The sequence below is a fragment of the Sutterella parvirubra YIT 11816 genome (assembly GCF_000250875.1).
Lineage (GTDB): Bacteria > Pseudomonadota > Gammaproteobacteria > Burkholderiales > Burkholderiaceae_F > Sutterella > Sutterella parvirubra.
Window position 1 is genome coordinate 23,840 of record NZ_JH605010.1, and the last position, 3,249, is coordinate 27,088.

Here is a 3,249-nt window from a genome sequence, read left to right on the forward strand (position 1 = left end):
CACCGTCCCCACGGCCGCGACGCGCCCCTGGCGCATGAGCACCATTTGGTCAGCAAGCCGAGCCGCTTCGCCCGAGGCGTGCGTCACGTAGAGGATCGGGATCCGGAGTTCGTCGCGAAGACGCTCCAACCACGGGAGAATCTCCTGCTTTCGCGCCCAGTCGAGCGCGGCCAGGGGCTCGTCCATGAGGAGGATGTCGGGCGTAAGCGAAAGCGCACGCGCGATCGCGCAGCGCTGACGCTCGCCCCCGGAGAGTTCGTCGACCGAGCGCTTCAAGAGGCGCCCGATCCCGAGGAGCTCCACGGCTTCGGCCAAACGCTTGTCGCCGTCGGCGACCTTCGCGCGCACGAGCCCGAAGCGCAGGTTCTTCTCGACGTTCAAGTGCGGAAAGAGGCTCGCTTCTTGAAAGACGTAGCCGAGGTTGCGGCAGTACGTGGGCATGAAGACCCCCGCATCGTCGTCCTGCCAGACCTCGCCCCCGATGACGACGCGCCCGTGGGCGCGCTCCAGTCCCGCGACGCCTCGCAGCACCGTCGTCTTCCCGCAGCCCGAAGGCCCGAAAAGGACGGTGAAGCCCGACGCGGGCAGCGTGAAGTCGACGTCCAAAGAAAAGTCCGTACGGCGCGAAAGCGCCAGGCGCACCACGTGTTCGGTCATCGGACGGCACCTCCGCGACGGCGATTCAGAAGGTTGAGGGTCATGAGCACGATGAAGCTGAAGACGAGCATGCCGCCTGCGAGGACGTGCGCCTTGTCGTATTCCATCGCCTCGACAAAGGTGAAGATTTCGGTCGAGACGACCTGGGTCTTGCCGGGGATGTTGCCGCCGATCATGAGCACGACGCCGAATTCACCGATCGTGTGCGCGAAGGTCATCAGGGTCCCGGTGATGATCCCGTGACGGGCCAAGGGCACCGTGACGTTCAGAAACGCGTCGATCGGGCGGCAGCGGAGCGTCGCCGCGACTTCCGCGGGACGGCGCCCGATCCCTTCAAAGGCCGTCTGCACCGGCTGCACCATGAAGGGCATCGAGTAGATGATCGAGCCGATGACGAGGCCCGTGAAGCTGAAGTTGAGCACGCCCAAGCCCATCGCCTGCGTGATGTTCCCGATGGGGCCCGAAGGACCGAGCGCCACGAGCACGTAAAAGCCCAGGACGGACGGAGGAAGAACGAGCGGCAGCGTGACGATCGCGCCCACCGAGGCGCGCAGGCGGCCGCCGCCGCTGGCGAGCCACCAGGCGAGCGGCACGCCGATCAGAAGAAGGATCACCGTGGTGACTGCGGCCAACTCCAGGCTGAGGAGTACCGGTCGGAGTTCTTCGACTGTGAACATCATGAAGTAGAGCCCCTCTCAAGGTGCGCGTGAAAACGCGGGGTTCCGAACGAGGTTCGGGAGCGAAGCCCTGCCCGAGGCTTCGCCCCCGAGGGAGAGCGCGACGCGACAACCGCGGAGACCCGTGCGGCGGCGGTCACGCCCATAGGAGATCGGACGCCCTCATGGAAGAGAAGGGCGTCCGGAAGGTTGACCCGACGGCTTACTTGGCCGTGTCGTAGCCGTAGGCGGCGCGGACCTGAGCGGCCTTTTCGCTCGTGCGGAGGTATTCCAGGAACTTCTTGGCGGCTTCGTTCTTTTCACCCTTCTTCAGAAGCACCGCATCCTGAGCGATCGGGTTGTAGTACTCCTGCGGGATGATCCAGCCCGAGCCGCTCGTCATCTTGCCGTCCTTGTAGCACTGCGAAAGGGCGATGAAGCCGGCTTCGGCGTTGCCCGTGCTCACGAACTGGAAGGTCTTGCCGATGTTGTCGCCTTCGACGATCTTCGGCGTGATGGCGGCCTTGATGCCGAGCTTGTCCATCGTTTCGTGGGCGGCGAGGCCGTACGGCGCGAGCTTCGGATTCGCGACGGCGATGTGCTTCACGGCGTCGGTCGTGAGGACCTTGGCGTCGCCCTTGATGAGGTTGGCGTCGGAGGACCAGAGGACGAGCTTGCCGATGGCGTACGTGAAGGTCGTGCCTTCGACGCCGTAGCCTTCCTTGACGGCCTTGGCGGGCGTCGTGTCGTCGGCGGCGAGCAGCACGTCGAACGGCGCGCCGTTCTTGATCTGCGCATAGAAGTTGCCCGTGGAACCAAAGGAGAGCACGAGTTTGTCGCCCGTCGCCTTTTCATAGTCGGCGGCGAGTTCCTTCGCGGGGGCGGTGAAGTTCGCAGCCACCGCAACGTTGATTTCGGCGGCGGAAACGCCGATGGCGGCACCGGCCAAAAGGGCGGCGGCGATGATCTTCAGCTCCATGATGGGTTTTCCTCTCGTTTTTGGGGTTGCGGGCGCTCCGGACGTTGTGCGTAAAATAGCCGGAACGCTTTCGTTATTCCCTAAAAGAATAACGCCTGTAAAAACGCTCTGCAATACGACTTTCGGAGGGACCCACCCTCCCGGGGGAGAGACTTCCATGACCGACACCCACGACCGCGCGGACCCGCTCGTCTTGGCCGGACTTCTGAACGAACAATCCGACAAGCGCATCGACATCCTGCGCCGCATCGCCGACGTGGGGAGCATCTCCGAAGCCGCCCGCGGCGCGGGCGTGAGCTACAAGGCCGCCTGGCAGGCGCTCGAGACGCTCGCGAACCTCGCGGGCGGACCCCTGGTCGAAAAGGTCGTGGGCGGCGTCAACGGCGGCGGAACGCGCCTCACCGAAACGGGGATGAAAGTGCTCGAAATCGCCGACGAACTCGCGCGAAGCCGCGCGGAGGTGCTGGCGCGCTTCCGCCTGACGGGCTCGCCCGGCCTTCGCAACATCGGCGGGAGCACGCTGCGCACCTCGATGCGGAACCAGTTCCCCGCGAAGATCATCAAGATGAAGATGGGCTCGGCCCTCGTGCGCCTCATTCTGCAGATCGACGAGACGCACCTGCTGCGCGCCTCCGTCACGAAGGAGTCGGCGCAGCTCCTGGGGCTCCATGAAGGCTTGGACGTCCTGGCCTTGACCAAAGCGACGGGCGTCACGATCAGCGCGGACTTTCCGACCACGGAGTCGACCGACTCGAAGCGCCGCGAAAACCAGCTCGTGGGCGAAATCGTGCGAAGCGACCGCGCCGGGCACGGCGGGGAGTGCTCTCTGCGTCTTCCCTCCGGACTCATCGTCGTCGGGTTCGCCAAAGGCAACCACGGCCTGCACCTCAACCAGAAGGCCGTCGCCAGCATTCCCCCGTCGGCCATTGTCGTCGGCCTCGCCTCCTAAGACAAATG

The 3,249-nt window shown here is 65.0% G+C and carries 4 protein-coding genes; 1 reads left to right on the plus strand and 3 read right to left on the minus strand.

The annotated features are described in order from the left end of the window. The 3 genes from modC to modA all read right to left on the minus strand — a co-directional run. On the minus strand, nt 1-657 hold a 657-nt coding region (gene modC, locus HMPREF9440_RS12230), incomplete at its 3' end, for a molybdenum ABC transporter ATP-binding protein (protein ID WP_008543408.1). Next, nucleotides 654-1,337, minus strand: a complete 684-nt coding sequence (modB, locus tag HMPREF9440_RS08690; protein ID WP_008543410.1) for a molybdate ABC transporter permease subunit — start codon at nt 1,335-1,337, stop codon at nt 654-656. The genes modB and modC, both read right to left, overlap by 4 nt. 199 nt (nt 1,338-1,536) lie before the next feature. After that, on the minus strand, nt 1,537-2,292 hold the full coding sequence (modA, locus tag HMPREF9440_RS08695) for a molybdate ABC transporter substrate-binding protein (protein ID WP_008543413.1): 756 nt from the start codon (nt 2,290-2,292) through the stop codon (nt 1,537-1,539). Nucleotides 2,293-2,449: 157 nt separating this feature from the next. Between modA and HMPREF9440_RS08700 the strand changes: the two genes are divergently transcribed. After that, on the plus strand, nt 2,450-3,241 hold the full coding sequence (locus HMPREF9440_RS08700) for a TOBE domain-containing protein (protein ID WP_008543414.1): 792 nt from the start codon (nt 2,450-2,452) through the stop codon (nt 3,239-3,241). Nucleotides 3,242-3,249 lie beyond the last annotated feature (8 nt).